Here is a 16,985-nt window from a genome sequence, read left to right as displayed (position 1 = left end):
TAGAGATTAATGAATTGCGACTGCGGTGCTGCGCGCCGGATTGACCGGCACGCCATCGCGGCGGTCGAGCCAGGCAGCCAGTGTGGTGAGGGCAAAGGCGCCGACCACGATCAGGGAACCGATCCAGGGCGTGGCCATGAGCCCGAACTTGGCGACGATCAGGCCGCCGCCCCAGGCGCCCAGCGCGATCCCGACATTGAAGGCTGCGATGTTCAGGCCCGAGGCCACGTCGATCGCATGCGGCGCATCGCGCTCTGCACGCTGCACCACATACACCTGCAGTCCCGGCACGTTGCCGAAGGCGACCGCGCCCCAGGCCAGCACGGTGAGCAGCACCAGCGGTTTGCTCGGCGCGGTAAAAGCCAGCACCAGCAGCACCAGGGCCAGCAGCGCGAACACGATTTGCAGCGCGGCCAGCGGGCCCTTGCGGTCGGCCAGCTTGCCGCCCCAGATATTCCCGGCCGCGACCGAGACGCCATACACCAGCATTACCAGGCCTACGCTCGACGCTGCGAAGCCAGAGACTTCCTGCAGGATCGGCGCAAGATAGGTGAAGGCGATGAAGGAGCCGCCGTAGCCAAGCGTCGTGATCGCATACACCAGCAGCAGGCGCGGTTTCTTCAATACGGCGAGCTGGGTCAGCAGGCTCGATGGCTTACTGTTCGCGATCGCCGAGGGCACCAGGATCCAGCTGCCGATCATGGCGACCACGCCCAGCAGCGACACTGCGAGGAAGGTGGCCTGCCAGCCGAAGTGCTGGCCGATGAAGGTCCCGAGCGGCACGCCGGTGACCAGGGCCACGGTGAGGCCGGTGAACATCAGCGCGATGGCGCTGGCAGCTTTCTCTTTCGGCACCAGGCTGGTGGCGATGGTCGAACCGATCGAGAAGAACACGCCGTGCGCCAGGCCGGTGAGCACGCGCGCCGCCATCAGCGCGGCATAGCCGGGCGCCATCCAGGCCACCAGGTTCCCGACCGTGAACAGCATCATCAGGCCGATCAGGAGCTGCTTGCGCGGGATGCGGCCGGTAAGCGCGGTCAGTACCGGCGCGCCAATGGCCACGCCGAGCGCATACAGGCTGACCAGCAGGCCGGCCGAGGGCACCGACACGCCGAGGCTGGCGGCGATGGTGGGAATCAGGCCGACGATGACGAATTCGGTGGTCCCGATGGCGAAAGCGCTGAGTGTCAGCGCCCAGAGTGCAAGTGGCATGGAGTGCTCCTGGTGCAGGGTGATGGAGGCATGCAGTGTGCCTATGCGCAAACATAAGAAAAATGCCTTGCCGTACAATTCACTTTTGATCTGGAGTCACAAATGATCGATGTCGATGCCTTGATTACGTTTTCCGCAGTCATAGATACTGGCTCGTTCTCGGCTGCCGCCGAGCGGCTGGGGCAGACGCCCTCGGGTGTCTCGCGCACGATCTCGCGGCTCGAGGATCACCTGGGCATGACGCTGATGCACCGCACGACGCGGCGCCTGCAACTGACGGAAGAGGGAAGCTGGCTGCTGGGGCGGGCGCGCAGCCTGCTGGCCGACCTGGCGAACACCGAAGCCGAGGCAGCCGCCCGCCGCTCGCAGCCGGCCGGGCTGGTGCGGGTGAATGCGGCCACGCCGGCGCTGGATCACCTGCTGGCGCCGCTGGTGCCCGAATTCATGGACGCGTATCCGCTGGTGCAGCTGGAGCTCATCAGCGGCGAGACCTATGTCGACCTGATCGAGGAGCGCGCCGACCTGGCGATCCGTATCGGCGCACTGCCGGATTCGACGCTCAATGCGCGCCGGCTCGGCACCACGCGTTTGCGCGTGCTGGCCGCGCCCGCGTATATCGCGAAGTACGGCGCGCCGCTCGACGTCGCGGCGTTAAGCGGGCACCGCACGCTCGGCTTCACCGCGCCGGTGTCGCTCAATACCTGGCCATTGCAGCACGCCGGAGGAGAAGGGTGGACGGTGACGCCGGCAGTCAGCGCGTCGAGCGGCGAGACGGTGCGCCACCTGGCCCTTGGCGGCGCCGGGATTGCTTCGCTGTCGGATTTCCTGACCCGGGCCGATGTGGCGGCGGGGCGGCTGGCGCCGGTGCTGGAGGGGGCGACGCTGCCGTGGACGCAGCCGGTGTGGGCGGTGTTCTACAAGCAGGGGGCCCTGGCGCCGCGGGTGGCGGCGTTGGTGGATTTTCTGGCGCGGCGGTTGGAGGGAATTCTGGAGCGGTAGGTGAGAGCGGTCGCACAGGCAATGCGCGAGCCGGTTGAACGCGTGGGCAGGGTAAAACAGTCCACTGGACTGTTTTACCCTGCCCACCCTACGAGCCGCCGTATACCGTAGGGTGGACAGATTCTGCCCACGCGTTCAACCAGCGGTGTCGCAGCCGAGTCTTCTCATCTAAGCCTCCAGCGTCCCCGCTCTTTCCAACCGCTTGTAATACACCAGCGAAAACCCCACCGGCGCCAGCGCCCCAGCAGCCAGCGCCACCAGCGCCAGCAGCGTCGGCCACCCGGCCAGCGCCGTCACCAGCGCCAGCACCCCACCCGCCACCATGGTCTTGGCCGCAAACCGGTGCGTCGCATACCAGACCCGTTCATTGGCCAGCGTCCACGGCGTGCGCACGCCGAGCCAGAAATTGCGGCGCACCTTGCCCGTGACGTTACCTGCCAGGAGAAAGAACATGCCCAGCCCGCCCAGCATGGCGCGGTCGACGTTGAAGCCCGGCCTCCACGCGCCCCACAGGTGCACGCACTGCAGGTAGGCGAAGCAGGACACGCTCACCATGCCGACATACCACCAGGTCGCTTCGAATTCCTCCACTGCGAAGCGTTTCGGCGAGAGCTTCGGGAGCACCAGCCAGAGCAGGCCCGAGCCGACCATGATGGCCAGGTACAGCAAGACCATCGAGCGCGGGCCCCAGCGGTCGGCCTCGCCGTCGGCGTTCCAGTGCACCGGGATCAGGGAAGGCAGTTCCGGATACACGGCCACGACCAGGTTCACGGTCACCACCACCACGGCCAGGAACAGCAGCAAAAAGCGCTTCCACATCGGCTTGTTCTTCACATCCTTCATTGTTTCCCTCCCTTGTCTTCCTTGACGCCGCGCGCCATGTCCATCGACCAGGCCAGCACGTCCTCCAGCACCGTGGTGTCGAGCGCATACCAGATGGTCTGCCCGTCGCGCCGGCTGGTGATCAGGCCGGCCGCCTTGAGCACTGCAAAATGGTGCGACACGGTCGGCTTGGTCATGTCGAACCGCGCCGCCACGTCGCCCGCACTCATCTCTTCATTGCGCAACAGGCGCAGGATCTCGCGCCGGGTCGGGTCGGCGATGGCCTTGAATACCTCGTTCAGCGGTCCTGCCATGTTTGATCGTTTTCTAATTAGATGAATATCTAAATACTAGGCGCGGCAGCCTCCCGGGTCAAGCCTTTTGGAGATTGCCTGAACCTTCGCCAAAGGCTAATGTCATCCAGCTTGTCCAACCCGAGGAGATGTCATGAATGCCCCCCAAACCAATGTCAAGCCCGTCGAAGACGGCATGCACACCGTCACCCCGCACCTGGTCTGCGCAGGAGCGGCCGACGCCATCGAATTTTACGAACGCGCCTTCGGCGCCGAAGAGGTCATGCGCCTGCCCGGCCCTGGCGGCCTGCTGGCCCATGCGGCCGTGCGCATCGGCGATTCGATGGTGATGCTGATGGACGAGTTCCCCGACTGGGATGCGACCGGCCCGGCCGCGCTGGGCGGCTCGCCGGTCACCATCCACCTGGCGGTGCCCGACGTCGACCGTTGGTTCGAGCGCGCGGTCGAGGCGGGCGCGAAGGCGCGCATGGCGCCGGCCGACATGTTCTGGGGCGACCGCTACGGCGTGGTGGAAGACCCCTTCGGCCACCGCTGGTCGATGGCCACCCACATCCGCGACGTCTCGCCCGACGAAATGGCCCAGGCAATGCAGCAAGGGATGCAGCAGGGCCGCCCCGAAGGGCAGTGAACCAGGCCGGCGCCGGCAGCGAGCCGGAGGGCGCGCTAAGATGACTGTTCCTTAACTACGAAAAGAACAGTCATGGACGTCACTGCAAACCTGGATGAGGTGCTGCGCATCGCGGCTTTCGACGACGGCGGCCAGGGCGGGAATCCCGCCGGGGTCTGGATCGGCGACGCGCTGCCGCCGGAGGCCGAGATGGCGCGCCTGGCCCACGTCATCGGATTTTCCGAGACCGCCTTCGCCGCGCCGGCGGGCGAGGGCTGGCGGGTGCGTTATTTTTCTCCCGAATCCGAGGTGCCGTTCTGCGGCCACGCCACCATCGCACTCGGCGCGGCCCTGGCGCGCCGCTTCGGCGACGGCCGCTACGCACTGGCGCTGAACGCGGCCGCCATCACGGTCGAGGGCCGCGTCGATGGCGAGCGCGTGGCTGCCAGCCTGCAATCGCCGCCCACCCGCAGCCAGCCGGCCCCGGCGCCGCTGGTCGACGCCGCGCTGGCGCTGTTCGGCTATACCCACGCCGACCTCGACCCACGCATCCCGCCGGCCCTGGTCCATGGCGGCGCCGACCACCTGGTGCTGGCGCTGAACAGCCGCGCCGCGCTGGCACGCATGTCCTACGAGCTCGACGCCGGGCGCCGCCTGATGAACGGACACGGCCTGGTCACCGTCGTGCTGGCCTGGGCCGAAAATGCGCAGCTGTTCCATACCCGTAACCCGTTCGCCTCCGGCGGCGTGCTCGAAGACCCGGCCACCGGCGCGGGCACAGCGGCCTTTGCCGGCTATTTGCGCGACCTCGGCTGGCCGCACGGCGGACGGATCGAGGTAGTGCAGGGCGAGGACATGGGCATGCGCTCGCGCCTGGCGGCGGAAATCGGCCCCGAACCTGGGAGCTCGATCCGGGTGTCGGGCAGTGCACGCATGATGTCGTCCTGATAAGGTGACAGCCGTGCGCGCCCTATACACTATTTGTAGCGCGCACGGTTTGATGTAGGACAAATCTTTCATCTGCGTAGGATAAACAGAAGGCATAAAGTGCTTCTGCTCAGCAATTAGATTGCTAGTAATCGGATTGATAATTTGATTCAGACAAGTTCTGTTTCATTCTTCCAACCCGAGGAGTACCCCGCCATGTCGCTGTTCGACCCAGTCGTCTCCAACCCTGCCAGCGCAAGCATCCGCGCTGCCCGCGAAGCACGTGCAGCTGGCCGCGCCACCGAGCGCCTGCCCTTCACCATTCGCCGGGTGGAAACCGAGGCCGACCTGTTGAAAGCGGTCAAGGTCCGCCACGCCGCCTACGCCCGCCATGTGCCGGAGTTTGCGCGCAGCCTGGCGCAGCCTGAGGCGGCCGACTACGAAGACGACACCATCGTGCTGCTGGCCGAGTCCAAGCTGGACGGCACGCCGCTGGGCAGCACGCGCATCCGCACCAACCTCTACCGTCCGCTGGGCGTCGAGGAATCGATCGAGCTGCCGAACTGGCTGCAGGGCCGCCGCCTGGTCGAGGCGACCCGCCTCGGCATCGACGAGGGCCGGGTCGGCCGCATGGTCAAGGTGGCACTGGTCAAGGCCTGCTTCATGTATTGCGAAGACAACGCCATCGATTATTCGGTCGCCACCGGCCGCCCGCCGGTCGACCGCCAGTACGAACAGATGCTGTTCACCGACGTGTTCCCGGAGCAGGGCCTGGTCGCGCTGCGCCACGTCGGCAACATCCCGCACCGCGTGATGGCCTTCGAGATCGCCAGCTTCGAACAGCGCTATACCGAGGCGCGCCACCCCTTGCTGGATTTCTTCTTCAATACCCATCATCCGGACATCAACATTGGCCCGGCAGTGCCCCCGCCGCCGCTGGCGGCGCCGGCTGCCCGCGTGAGCGCGCAACCGGCGTTGCAGGCACGCGAATTCGCCGTCGCCTGAGGGATAATCTATACATATTGCATGACGGCATCAATATAAGGCTGTATCCTTGCGCTTTGGCGCTCCCCCCGGCCAAGGGGGAGCATTCGACCGCATTCATACTGCCTATGCCCATTCCAACACCCACTCGCCGTTCTTCGCTTCCCGCCGCTGCGCACGCGGTAGTGGAGCGGGTGTTGAAGGTCTTTGCCTATTACCTGATTCCACTCGGGATCGGCCTGGTTTCCCTGATCGCCCTGTTTTTCTGGCAGAACCAGTACCGCACAGTGGGCGACGTGCCGCTGTCGATGCTCGTCACGGTCCAGAAAGAAGCATCGCTGGCGCCGGGCGCAGCATTGGCCCGCGCCGAGACCGGCAGCCTCGTGACCGGCCATGACACCCATTTATCCGAAGCTCCGGTCTGGTTCGCCTTCGAACCGATGCCGCGTGCGGGTAGCCAGGTGGTCGAATTCCCGTCGCGCCATGCGCAGGACGTGGCCTGCTGGGATGCCGGCAGCCTGGCCCCGCTCGGCACCGCCACGCGCGGCGCCGGCACCGGCTTTATCGAAGCCTCGAAGGCCGGCTTTGCCCTGAAGCTGGCGCCGCTGCCCTCGAGCCTGCTGTGCCGCGCCACCTTTGCCGGCCCGGCGCGCCTGTCGGTGCTGCAATGGCCGTCCGACCAGTACGCGCTCTCGGTCGAGCAATATCACCGCAAGTCGGGCCTGCTCGACGGCGGCATGGTGGTGCTCGCGCTGTTCATCCTGATCACCGCCCTGATCAATCGCCAGGCGCTGTACGTGCTGTTCGCCGGCTGGCTGATCCTGAACCTGCGGGTCGGCGCGCTGTCTGCCGGCTGGGACATCCAGTGGCTGGGCCAGACCCTGCCGTCCGACTGGCTGCTGCGCAGCCGCTCGCTGACCATCACGCTGTACGGTATCGCGACGCTCACCCTCTACCAGGCGCTGCTGCGCGAAAACATCGCCGCCATGCGCTACGTGCTGCCGATGCGCATCATGCAGTGGCTCTGCCTGCCGATGCTGGCCGCCGCCATGTTCCTGCCTTACGGCATGTATTTGCCGCTGCTGTGGGGCATCACCGTGTGCTGCTTCTCGGTCATGACGGTGGGCCTGTTCAAGATCATCGCCGAGTCGCGCAACCGCGTCGCGTCCTGGTTCGCCGCCTCGTTCGCGGTCAGCTTCCTGGCCACGATCGCCGAGGTCGCCTCGGCCGCGCTCGGCATGCGCGAACTACTGGGCTTCATCAACAGCGTCACCGCCGCGCTGGCCTCGAGCCTGCTGGCGGCGCTGGCCGTGGCCGAGCAGATGCGTACCGAGACCGAGCAGCGCGAAGAAGCCCAGCAGGAGCTGGCGCACGCCTACCAGGCCATGCCGGTCGGCCTGTTCACGCTCGACATGTACGGCCACTTCCTGAGCGTCAACCCGGCCCTGCAAAAAATGCTGGGCATCACGAGCTTTGTTGCGGGCCGCACCGCCTGGCGCCAGTTCTTTACCGAAAGCACCTGGACCGAACTGCACGAGCAGGTCCATGCCAGGGCTGAAGCCGAGATGGAACTCACCAGCCGCGACGGCACCCAACGCTTCCTGGTCAGCGCCACCCTGGCGCGCGCTCGCATCGAAGGCGTGCTGCAGGACACCACCGAGAAATACAAGGCCACGGCGCAGCTGCAGTTCATGGCCAACAACGACCCGCTGACCAAGGTCTACAACCGCCGTGGCATCGAGCGCGAATTCGCGCAGGCTGCCGGCGGCCTGGCTGCGGGCAAGCCGATGGCCCTGGCCTATGTCGACCTGGACCGCTTCAAGCTGATCAATGATTTGTTCGGCCATGCGGCCGGCGATGAAGTACTGAAACAGGTATGCGAACGGATGGCCACCATGCTGGCCGGCGGCCAGCAGATCGGCCGCGTCGGCGGTGACGAATTCGTGGTCCTGATGCCGGAAACGGCGATCCCGCTGGCTTCGATCATCTGCCGCGGCATCGTCGACCGCCTCGGTAACACCCCTTACCGGGTGGGCGACAAGGCTTTCCATGTGCGCGGCTCGGTCGGGCTGATCGAAGTCACGCCGGGCATCGAGATGAAGGATGCGGTGTCGACCGCCGACCGCGCCTGCCGCGAAGCCAAGACAGGGGCTGGTGAAGGCCTGGTAGTGTACGAGCGCGGCGCCGAAGCCTTCCGCCAGCGCGCGGCAGAGCTGGATATGGTCGCGCGCCTCTCGGCTACCGACGCCACCGACTGCCTGCTGCTGGAAATGCAGCCGATCATGTCGCTCAAGCACCCGCACGAATCCCTGAACTTCGAAGTGCTGCTGCGCATGCGCGAGCCGGACGGCCGCATCGTGCCGGCCGGCGCGGTCATCTCGGCCGCCGAGAAGAGCGGCCGCGCCAGCGTGATCGACCGCTGGGTGCTGTCCACCACCCTGGCCTGGATCGCCCAACACGCCGACCAGCTGGTGAATACCCGTTTCGTGTGCATGAATCTGTCCGGCGCCTCCCTCAACGACGAGCGCTTCGTGCAGGACACCTTCGACATCCTCGGGCGCTACGTGCACGTGGCGAGCCGCCTGTGCCTGGAGATCACCGAGAGCGTCGCCCTGCACGACCTGGACAACACGCGCCGCTTCATCGACCAGGTGCGCAGCTTCGGCGTGAAGGTCGCGCTGGACGATTTCGGCGCCGGCTATACCTCGTTCTCGTATTTGAAAGAGCTGCCGGCCGACGTGCTGAAAATCGACGGCAACTTCATCGTCAACATCAACGCCCACCCGGCCAACGTGGCGATCGTCGAGGCGATCGTGAGCCTGGCCGTGAACCTGGGCATGAAGACGATCGCGGAATGGGCGGAAGATGCCGCCACCGTGCAGACGCTGTCGGAGATCGGTGTGGACTATGTGCAGGGATGGGCCGTGGCGCGCTCGCTGCCGCCTGAGCGCATGCTCGAGGCACGCTCGTCGGCCGATTTCATCACCGACCCGGAACTGCTCGACGTGCTGAAGGTGATCAACGCGCAGTCAGCGCCACTGCTGGCGGGCGTGATGCGGATGCAGGATTTGCATTGAGGAGCGAGCGCGCGGATCAAAGGTGATTTGACCGCGTGGGCGGGAGACCCGCCCACGCTACGAACTTCGGTCTGGTAGGGTGGGCAGGGTAATTTCGAGGAGTGCCCGGAATTACGAATGCCCACGCGATCAACTGGACGTAGCGTAGTCGCTTAGCTCGAACTACTCGTCGCCGACGTCAATCAATCCAGCGTCGCCAGCCTCTGCCGCGGTACGGAATCCAGCATCAAGAAATGCGCCCGCGCTTCCCTCAAGGTCGCGACATCCCGCATCATCGGCTTGGCCTTGACCCGCGGCGCCAGGTGGCGGCGCTGCACGGGCGGCTGCGGCAATGCGACATGCTCGACCGCCAGCGGATGCGTTTCCGCGCGCGGGGCTTCTTCCCGCACCACGGTGCTGGCAAGCTGCACGGTGGCCGTGTTGGCGTCGCAGGCCTGGTCGGTCAGGGTGACGTGACCGGCGCCGTCGACGCATTTGACGATGTCCGAGCCGGCGAAGGCGCCAGGCGTGGTGAGGGTGGTGGCTGCGATGATGAGGCTCAGGCAGAGATGACGCTTCATGGTCGACTCCTTGTTCTTGAGCCTCCATTATTGGTGTCATATTGACAATTCTCTGTTCGGTAGCACACACGTGCGCACCACACTTGCGACAATCACTCAGCCGTTCTGTCCTGGGAGAAGCGTTTCCGCCACGAGCTGCACTTCCACCAGGAAACCATAATGCAGGGCCGGCACAGGCACGACTGCGCGCGCCGGCCGATGGTCGCCGAACACGCCGGCATAGGCCGTGTTAAACGCCGGCCAGTGCTCGACCCCGGCGAGATAGGCCGTGCATTGCACCACGTCCTGCAACCCGCAGCCGGCGCCGCGCAGGACCTTTTCGCACTGGTCGAACACCGAGGCGCACTGCGCCTCGAAGTCCGCGCCGGCGAGCTCGCGCGCCGGCAGCACGCCCGAGACGAATACCAGGCCGCCGCGCGTGACCACCCCCTGCGAGTAATGCCCGGCGGGGGCGGGCAGCTCGGGCGACTGGATGAATTCCATTAGGCCGCCGCCGTCACGAGTTCGGCGAAGCGCGACAGGTCGACGTTGCCGCCGCTGATCAGGATGCCGACCCGCTTGCCCCTGACGTCCACCACGCCGTGCAGGGCCGCAGCCGCGGCGAGGCAGCCGGTCGGCTCGACCACCATCTTCATGCGCTCGGCGAAGAAGGCCATGCTCGAGGCCAGCTGGGCGTCGCTGACGGTGACGATGTCGTCCACGTGGTGCTTGATGACCTCGAAATTGTGCACGCCAAGGTGGGTCACCATGGCGCCGTCGGCGATCGTCTTCGGCACCGCGATGTGCACGATCTCGCCGAGGCGCAATGATTGCTGGCCGTCGTTGCCGGCCTCCGGCTCGACGCCGATCACCTTGCAATTCGGCGACAGGGCACGCGCCGCCAGTGCGCAGCCGGCCAGCAGGCCGCCGCCGCCGAGGCAGACCAGCAGGATGTCCAGCTCACCGGTTTCCTCGAACAGCTCCTTGGCCGCCGTGCCCTGGCCGGCGATGACGTCCGGGTGGTCGTAGGGCGGGACCAGGGTCATGCCGCGTTCTTCCGACAGCCGGCGCCCGATCGCTTCGCGGTCTTCCGTATAGCGGTCGTAGGTGACGACTTCGCCGCCGTATTCCTTCGTGGCCTTGACCTTCAGGGCCGGCGCGTCATTCGGCATGATGATGACCGACTTGATGCCCGCCAGCTTTGCGGACAGCGCGATCGCCTGCGCATGGTTCCCCGACGAGAAAGTCACCACGCCCGCCGCGCGCTGGGCATCGTCGAACTTCGCGATCGCGTTATAGGCGCCGCGGAACTTGAAGGCGCCCATGCGCTGGTAGTTCTCGCACTTGAAGAACAGCGTGCCGCCCGAGAGCTTGTCGGCGGTGGTCGAGGTCAGCACCGGCGTGCGGTGCGCCGCGCCCTCAAGGCGGCGGGCGGCCAGTTCGACGTCATGGTAGGAGAGGGCGGCGGCAGTATCGGTCATGTCGGTCTCGCGGAGGTCGGGAGCCGACAGTATAGCGAAGGGCCGGTCCTGACGCTTACTCGTCGGCCAGGGAGATGTCATTGTCGAGCAGCATCTGCCTCGCCTTGTCATTGCCCCGCTCGGCGGCGCGGCGCAGCCAGAAAATGGCTTGTTCCTCATCCTGCCCGATCCCTTCACCTTCGATCAGCAGATTGGCGTACATGTACTGGGCATTTGTATCGCCGCCCTCTGCGGCGGGAACAATGTAGGCAACGGCCTTTTTCGCATCCGGCTGCAGCACCTCCCCGTCGAGGTAGGCGCCGCAGAGCATGATGCTCGCCTTCAGGTTTCCATTGTTGTGGGCGCGACGCAGCCAAAACAGGCCCTGTGAAATGGGAGCCTTGGTGTAAATATGTCCGGATGACTCGAGACTCAAGCGCCGGCGACCGGCAGGCGCTGGACGACGAGAAAGACGTGCTGCTCGGGATGCTGGTCGTATTCGAGATGCCGGCACACGCATCCGGCATCGGCAATCGTGGCCAGCAGGCCTGGTATCCCCAGCGTGCTGTAACAGACCTCCGGTCCCATCGCAGCGTCGACATGTTCGTCAGGCTCGTCGAGCCCACCGGCGGAGAAGATCATGACGCCGCCATCCTCCAGCGCCCCCATCAACTTCAGCATCAAGGGTCGTTGGGCAGCCAGCGGAACATGCCAGATGCTGTCCCAGGCCGTGATGAAACGGTAGGCGCGGGCCGGCTGCCAGTCGCAGGCGTCGGCATGATGCAAGACGACCGCCGGATCGGCCTGGCGGGCCAGGGCGACCATCTGCGCCGAGATGTCGATGCCTTCGATCTCCAGGCCACGCTCGCGCATCGGGGCATTGAAACGCGTATTGCATCCGCAGCCGACGTTCAGCGCCCAGGCGCCGGGCTTTTGTTCGAGGAAGGACAGGGCGCGCCGGTGCTGCTGCATGCCGTTCGCCGGATCGAAGCTGTGGTCGAGCCAGCGTTCGGCCAATGCGTCGTAGGCCTGCGCAATCCGGGAGCCAGGCAAGTGGCTCACTCAGCCCGCCAGCGGCAAGGCCACCTGCAACAGCAAGCCGCCCCCTTCGCGATTGCTCACCGTCAGCTCGGCGTTATGCCGCGTGAGCACCCGCTCGACGATCGCCAGCCCCAGTCCCGCGCCATTCGCCTGCCCGCGCGCGCTGTCGAGCCGTGTGAAGGGTTTGAGCAATTGCGGGATCTGGTCTTCCGGCACGCCCACGCCATGGTCGCAGATCTCGATCAACGCGCGCCGTCCGTGGCCCGTTGCCTTCACCCTCAGCACGATGGCGATCTCGGTATAGTCCTGCCCAGGGGTCTTGCCGTATTTGCGGGCGTTCTCGATGATGTTGTTGACCACGCGCCGCAGGTCGGTCGTGTTGCCCATCACGTGCACGCCCGGCATCAGGTCGACCACCACCTTCAGGTCGCGGATGCGGCCCGCCTCGCGGCCGACGTCGGACAGCATCTCGGACAAATTCACCGCGACGAAAGTGGAGGCGTCGGTCGGCTTGGCGAAGTCGAGGAACTGGCCGATGATCGCGTCCATCTGGTTGATGTCCGATTGCATGCCTTCGCGCGCATCCTGTGGCAGATCCACCATCTCGATTTCGAGCTGCATGCGCGCCAGCGGCGTGCGCAGGTCGTGCGAGATGCCGGCCAGGATGACAGCGCGGTCTTTCTCGACCTGGGCCAGGTCTTCCACCATCTGGTTGAAGCTGCGGTTGGCCTCGATGATCTCCTGCGAGCCTTTCTCGGGCAGCGGCACCGGCCGTTCGCCCTTGGCGATCGCGCGCGCGCCTGCCGTCAGGCGCGCCAGCGGCAGGTTGACGAGATTTGAAATCACGGCGGCGCCGACCAGCGACAGCAGGCCGACCAGGGTTGCCCAGCCAAGCCACTGCACGCCGGACAGGCCGGTCAGGCGCTCGCGCTCGAGCATCAGCCAGTATTCGTCTTCGTCGATGTTGAAGCTGATGTAGAAACCCGGGACGCCGTTGACGGAGCTGGACAGGCGCGTCTGTTTGCCGAGGCGCTCGCGCACGGCGGTAGCGATCTCCGCCATCACGGGCGTGTTCGGCGGCGGCTCGACGATGTCGTAGTCGTTCAGCGTGAGGACGCGGATGCCTTCGTTCGACACCAGTTCGAGCAGCAGTTCACGGCGCAGGTCCGGCGCCGAGTGGGTGAGGGCGGCCCTGGTGATGGTGACGGCCGATCCCACCAGCTCGGCGGTTTGCTGGACCTTCTGGTCGCGCTGGAACACGCTGATCATGCCGATCCACGAGCCCATCGAGGCCGCGGTGAGCAGCGACATGAGCAGGAAGGTGCGCCAGAACAGGCCGCTGCGGTACCAGGCAAAGCGCGCGGCGCGCCGCGCCGCCGTGAAAGGTGCAAACACTAAGTACTCACCCTGAAATCAATGTGTTTTTGTCTGCCATAACCGGCGCGTTGCGGCGTTGGCTCCTGCTTGCAGTGCTCGCACTGCCGCGCACTCGCCGCCTTGCACCGCATCCGGTTCTGTTTGCCAAAACTCACATTTATTTCCGGTCGAGTCCTCAACGCGGCTGGCCTTCAGGAATGAACACATAGCCCAGGCCCCAGACGGTCTGGATGTACAGCGGGCTCGAAGGATCGGGTTCGATCAGCTTGCGCAGGCGCGAGATCTGCACGTCGAGCGAGCGGTCAAAGACTTCGTATTCGCGGCCGCGGGCGAGTTCCATCAGCTTCTCGCGCGACAGCGGCTGGCGTGCGTGACGGGCGAAGACCTTCAGTACCGAGAATTCGCCGGTGGTCAGCGGCACGGTGTCGCCGTTCTTCTTGAGCGTGCGCGTGCCCAGGTCGAGCACGAAGTCGCCGAACTCGAAGGTCTGCGGCGTCTCGCTTGGTGCGCCGGGGATTTCGTCCGGGCCCTTGCGGCGCAGGACCGCGCCGATGCGGGCCACCAGTTCGCGCGGGTTGAAGGGTTTCGGCAGGTAGTCGTCGGCGCCCATTTCGAGGCCGACGATGCGGTCCACGTCTTCGCCCTTGGCAGTGAGCATGATGATCGGGGTCTGGTCGCCCGCGCCGCGCAGGCGGCGGCAGATCGACAGGCCGTCTTCGCCCGGCAGCATCAGGTCGAGCACCAGCAGGTCGTAGCGTTCGCGCAGCCAGAGCTTGTTCATTGCAGGTGCGCTTTCGGCGGTGACCACCTGGAAGCCCTGCTCGGTGAGGTAGCGGCGCAGCAGGTCGCGCAGGCGCACGTCGTCGTCCACGACCATGATTTTCGCGCTGTGGCCGCCCTGGGCGCCGGGAGTCGGGGTAGTACCCGTGTTGTTCATCGATGGATTCATATGGATTCCAGAATTGTCAGAAGCATGTCGCTATGGTAACGTCTTATCGCTTGGACATCTCGTCCATATGGCTCAGCCATTACATTGTGTTACAAACTTTACCCAATCAAGCTTACCCCTCGGACGCTATGCACATAAACTGGCTGCAAGTAAAGAACACAGCTTATCTGTTTATATGGCATCGCGGAAGAGGAACACTATGAACGACGCGCTTATGAAAAACCAGGCAGCAACCGGTACCGCCGGGCATGAATTCGTCCGGGGTTTCTCCAGCATCGTGCGCAATGGTGTGGTCGCTTGCGTCCTGGCCTGCACCGCCGCCGGCGCTTTTGCGCAGGAACGCGACCGTGGCTCGCGCCGCGAAGACGTCCAGCAGCAGCAGCGCGAGCGTTTCGAAGCCCAGGCCCAGGATCCGCGTTTCGACCGGCGTGCCTACGAGTTGCGCGAAGAGCAGCGCCGCGCGGTGATGCAGGAAGAAGCCAACCGCAGTCGCGAAGAACGCCGCGGCGGGCGCATGACGCCGGACGAGCGCCGCGACCTGCGCCGCCAGATCAACGAAGCGGGCGCGGACCTGTACCCGAACGCACGCCGGCGCTGAACACCGGCCTGCTGCTTGCGACGGCGCCCTAGGGCGCCGTTTTCGTTGCGGCACCACTCTCCTCGGCTGGACTTTCTCAAAAGAAATATTGTTGCCATACGTTTATTTGTATGGCGCAACATGGTATCTTGGCGTTCACCCTTGCTGAATGAAGAGCGCGACCGTGTCCGACTCCGTAGTGTCTACCTCCGACGCCTTGCCCGCTACGCGCGGGCAAGCGCCGCTTGCCGCGGGCGGCCAGTGCATCGCGAAGCAAGCCGACGGCGTCTATGCCGACGTGACGGCGCTCGGTCCGGCGCTGCTGGCGGCCGTCGACGCCATCTTCCTGAAGAACCAGTACTTCGCGGGGCTCGACTACGCCGTGCTGGTCAAGGCCCTATTCGACCACGGGCCCGAGCTGCCGCGCAACGCGCGCGGCGAGACCGTGGTGCGCCTGGCCGACGACATCCTTCCCTTCGAGCCGACGCGCCGCGCGCTGTACCGCGCCGCCAAGATCGCCGACGGGCAGGCCGAATACTATTTCGAGCCCGTGTTCCTGCCGGACGACGAGGGTGCCGAGCAGCCGGCCCGGTTGGACCTCGACGAATTCATCGCCGACATGTGGATGAAGGGAATCCGCTTCGGCGTCGACGTCGCGGCAGTCAACGGGGCTATCGCGACGGGTGCGGCCGGCCGCTTGATCGTGGCGCGCCGGCTGGAGCCCAAGCCGGGCGAAGATGCGCACGTGGTCGAGGTCTCGAACGACCTGCACCGCAGCGACGCCCCGCGCCAGCTCGCCAATGGCAAGCTTGACCTGATGAGCTTCCAGAACCGCTTCCCCCAGGTCCACCGCGGCGACCGGCTGCTGCAAAAGCTGCCGCGCGTCTACGGCGAACCGGGCTTCGACCTGTCCGGCATCGCGCTGCCACCCGAGGTCCCGAGCGACCTCGATCTGGCCGGCTGGAGCGGTCCCGGCACGGTTGTGGACCGGATCCTCGAGGGCGAATTCGTGGTGGCGCTGCAGGACGGTTTCCTCAATGTGGAGCCGGGCAGCACCCGCATTGCGGTGGGCGACAAGATCGTCAGCCATGACGGCGTGAGCGCCCGCACCACGGGCAACCTGCAGCTGACCGGCGACTACGAGGAATTCGGCGAAGTCCAGGAAAACCGCATCATCGAGGGCGAGGGCATCACGGTGCATGCCGACGTGTACGGGCATATCGCCTCGCGTGGCGGCGCGGTATGCCTGAACCGCAACCTGATGGGCGGCAGCGCGCGCAATGCCGATGGGCCGATCCACGTGATGGGCGTGGCCTCCGGCGCCATTATCCAGAGCGTCAAGGGCGAGGTGAGCGTGCAGCGCGCCGAGAACTGCACGATCTCGGGCGTGAAGGTCACGGTGGCCGAGGCAGTCAACTGTGAGATCATCGCCGACGAGGTGAGCGTGGGCCAGGCCGAAGGCTGCGCGATCGCCGCCAGGCGGGTCACGATCGAGCGCGCCGCGCCGCGCGGGCACAGCGAATTGCGGGTGTTCGTGCTGCGGCCCGATTGCACCCGCATCGACGCGGCGATCGGCATGATCGGCGAGCGCATTGCGCAATTCGGCGAACTGGCGGCGCAGCGGCGCGCGGCGATGCAGGAACTGGCCGCCCAGCCGGACGTGGCCAGCTACGTCAAGCTGGCGGGGCGGGTGCGCAAGGGCGAACTGGTGCTCACGCCCGAGCAGCAACCGATGTTCAAGAAGCTGGCAGCGGGCGCCGCCCCGGCACTGAAGCAGATGTCGACGTTTGCGCAGGAGCTCAAGGACACCGAAGCCGAGCAGGAAGCCGGCGTGGCCTTCCAGGCGCGCCTGCAAGCGCAGCGCGCCCAGCACAGCGCTGCAGCCAGCGTCGAGATCGTGGAGGCGGCCGGCGACATCACGGTGCGCGCCATCAGCGTCGAACCGGAGAGCGAAAGCCTGCATACCCTGCCGGCGCGCGACTTCAAGGCGCGCCTGCGCGATGCCAGCGGCGCCGAGCTGCTATTCTCCGGCAGCAGCGGCGCCTTCAGCTGGAGCACGGCCGACGCCGCTGCCACTGAACCATCAACCTAGACAAGGAC

The 16,985-nt window shown here is 65.9% G+C and carries 17 protein-coding genes; 7 read left to right on the top strand and 10 right to left on the bottom strand.

All coding sequences use genetic code 11. From position 1 onward, the window contains the following. Window positions 1–6: 6 nt before the first annotated feature. Window positions 7–1,212, bottom strand: a complete 1,206-nt coding sequence (locus HGB41_RS03860; RefSeq protein ID WP_171081215.1) for an MFS transporter — start codon at window positions 1,210–1,212, stop codon at window positions 7–9. 102 nt (window positions 1,213–1,314) lie between these two features. Between HGB41_RS03860 and HGB41_RS03855 the strand changes: the two genes are divergently transcribed. Beyond that, window positions 1,315–2,211 carry a LysR family transcriptional regulator gene (locus HGB41_RS03855; RefSeq protein WP_171081213.1) on the top strand — a complete coding sequence of 299 codons (897 nt, stop codon included), beginning with the start codon at window positions 1,315–1,317 and terminating at the stop codon, window positions 2,209–2,211. A 168-nt stretch (window positions 2,212–2,379) separates the two neighbouring features. Here HGB41_RS03855 and HGB41_RS03850 read toward each other — a convergent pair whose 3' ends face one another. Together HGB41_RS03850 and HGB41_RS03845 are read right to left on the bottom strand one after the other, a co-directional pair. Continuing rightward, window positions 2,380–3,054, bottom strand: a complete 675-nt coding sequence (locus HGB41_RS03850; RefSeq protein WP_171081211.1) for an SdpI family protein — start codon at window positions 3,052–3,054, stop codon at window positions 2,380–2,382. Further along, a complete protein-coding gene (locus tag HGB41_RS03845; protein WP_229422711.1) occupies window positions 3,051–3,347 on the bottom strand; it encodes an autorepressor SdpR family transcription factor in 297 nt (98 codons plus the stop codon). Before HGB41_RS03845 ends, HGB41_RS03850 begins: the two co-directional genes overlap by 4 nt. 133 nt (window positions 3,348–3,480) lie before the next feature. Between HGB41_RS03845 and HGB41_RS03840 the strand changes: the two genes are divergently transcribed. From HGB41_RS03840 to HGB41_RS03825, 4 genes are all read left to right on the top strand, one after another. Next, window positions 3,481–3,975: a VOC family protein gene (locus HGB41_RS03840; RefSeq protein WP_171081208.1), complete on the top strand. Its 495-nt coding sequence runs from the start codon at window positions 3,481–3,483 to the stop codon at window positions 3,973–3,975. Between the two features lie 72 nt (window positions 3,976–4,047). Then, window positions 4,048–4,902, top strand: a complete 855-nt coding sequence (locus HGB41_RS03835) for a PhzF family phenazine biosynthesis protein (protein WP_171081206.1) — start codon at window positions 4,048–4,050, stop codon at window positions 4,900–4,902. Between the two features lie 195 nt (window positions 4,903–5,097). Continuing rightward, window positions 5,098–5,886, top strand: coding sequence for an N-acyl amino acid synthase FeeM domain-containing protein (locus HGB41_RS03830; RefSeq protein ID WP_229422709.1), 789 nt, complete (start codon window positions 5,098–5,100; stop codon window positions 5,884–5,886). A gap of 173 nt (window positions 5,887–6,059) precedes the next feature. Continuing rightward, on the top strand, window positions 6,060–8,942 hold the full coding sequence (locus HGB41_RS03825) for a putative bifunctional diguanylate cyclase/phosphodiesterase (protein WP_371868437.1): 2,883 nt from the start codon (window positions 6,060–6,062) through the stop codon (window positions 8,940–8,942). Window positions 8,943–9,124: 182 nt separating this feature from the next. Here HGB41_RS03825 and HGB41_RS03820 read toward each other — a convergent pair whose 3' ends face one another. From HGB41_RS03820 to ompR, 7 genes are all read right to left on the bottom strand, one after another. Beyond that, the gene (locus HGB41_RS03820) at window positions 9,125–9,502 is read right to left on the bottom strand and encodes a DUF4124 domain-containing protein (protein ID WP_171081202.1); all 378 of its coding nucleotides are present in this window, start codon (window positions 9,500–9,502) and stop codon (window positions 9,125–9,127) included. A gap of 96 nt (window positions 9,503–9,598) precedes the next feature. After that, entirely contained in the window at window positions 9,599–9,985 is a 387-nt protein-coding gene (locus tag HGB41_RS03815) for a RidA family protein (protein WP_171081200.1), read from the bottom strand. Continuing rightward, window positions 9,985–10,962 (bottom strand): threo-3-hydroxy-L-aspartate ammonia-lyase, encoded by a 978-nt coding sequence (locus HGB41_RS03810; RefSeq protein ID WP_171081198.1) that lies wholly within the window; start codon window positions 10,960–10,962, stop codon window positions 9,985–9,987. Before HGB41_RS03810 ends, HGB41_RS03815 begins: the two co-directional genes overlap by 1 nt. 55 nt (window positions 10,963–11,017) lie before the next feature. Beyond that, a complete protein-coding gene (locus tag HGB41_RS03805) occupies window positions 11,018–11,272 on the bottom strand; it encodes a tetratricopeptide repeat protein (RefSeq protein ID WP_171081196.1) in 255 nt (84 codons plus the stop codon). Between the two features lie 101 nt (window positions 11,273–11,373). Beyond that, window positions 11,374–12,003 (bottom strand): class I SAM-dependent DNA methyltransferase, encoded by a 630-nt coding sequence (locus tag HGB41_RS03800; protein ID WP_371868436.1) that lies wholly within the window; start codon window positions 12,001–12,003, stop codon window positions 11,374–11,376. Next, window positions 12,004–13,377, bottom strand: a complete 1,374-nt coding sequence (locus tag HGB41_RS03795; RefSeq protein ID WP_171081194.1) for an ATP-binding protein — start codon at window positions 13,375–13,377, stop codon at window positions 12,004–12,006. A gap of 157 nt (window positions 13,378–13,534) precedes the next feature. Then, the gene (gene ompR / locus HGB41_RS03790) at window positions 13,535–14,296 is read right to left on the bottom strand and encodes an osmolarity response regulator transcription factor OmpR (protein WP_171081964.1); all 762 of its coding nucleotides are present in this window, start codon (window positions 14,294–14,296) and stop codon (window positions 13,535–13,537) included. A 211-nt stretch (window positions 14,297–14,507) separates the two neighbouring features. On the opposite strand from ompR, the gene HGB41_RS03785 reads away from it, so the two are divergent. Then, window positions 14,508–14,906: a hypothetical protein gene (locus HGB41_RS03785; RefSeq protein WP_229422706.1), complete on the top strand. Its 399-nt coding sequence runs from the start codon at window positions 14,508–14,510 to the stop codon at window positions 14,904–14,906. A gap of 163 nt (window positions 14,907–15,069) precedes the next feature. After that, entirely contained in the window at window positions 15,070–16,977 is a 1,908-nt protein-coding gene (locus tag HGB41_RS03780; protein ID WP_371868434.1) for a flagellar assembly protein A, read from the top strand. Window positions 16,978–16,985: the final 8 nt, after the last annotated feature.

Source organism: Telluria aromaticivorans (genome assembly GCF_013003915.1).
GTDB classification, from domain to species: Bacteria; Pseudomonadota; Gammaproteobacteria; order Burkholderiales; family Burkholderiaceae_D; genus Telluria; species Telluria aromaticivorans.
The sequence above is the reverse complement of the archived record's forward strand: the minus strand, read 5'-3'. Positions and strand labels throughout refer to the sequence as shown.